Here is a 378-nt window from a genome sequence, read left to right as displayed (position 1 = left end):
TGCAGGTGACACCGTTACCCTCACTGAAGGTGAGTTAACTTTAAATACCGATGGTAGTTATACCTTTACACCTAATGACAATTTCAACGGTGCTGTTCCTGTAATTACTTACATTGTTACTGACGGTGCAGGTGATACACAGACTTCTACCTTAACGATTTCAGTAACTCCAGTTTCTGATCTGAGCGATGATAATGAAACTGTCACTGTTGCAGAAGATACAACAGCCACAGGTAATGTGCTTGATAATGCAGAAACTGCTGATGGTCCACTCACGGTAACGAGTTTTACTGTTGGTGGGAATACGTACAATGCAGGTGATACGGTTACTCTTGCGGAAGGTGAACTCACTTTAAATACCGATGGTAGTTACACTTT

At 41.8% G+C, this 378-nt stretch carries 1 protein-coding gene; it reads left to right on the top strand.

What is annotated here, in order from left to right:
• On the top strand, window positions 1-378 hold a 378-nt coding region (locus H4J62_RS20070; RefSeq protein WP_182218806.1), incomplete at both ends, for an Ig-like domain-containing protein.

Origin of the sequence: Colwellia sp. BRX8-5, from assembly GCF_014077325.1 — a bacterium.
GTDB lineage: Bacteria > Pseudomonadota > Gammaproteobacteria > Enterobacterales > Alteromonadaceae > Colwellia_A.
Note: the sequence above shows the minus strand (reverse complement) of the source record. Positions and strands in the feature narration are given on the sequence as shown.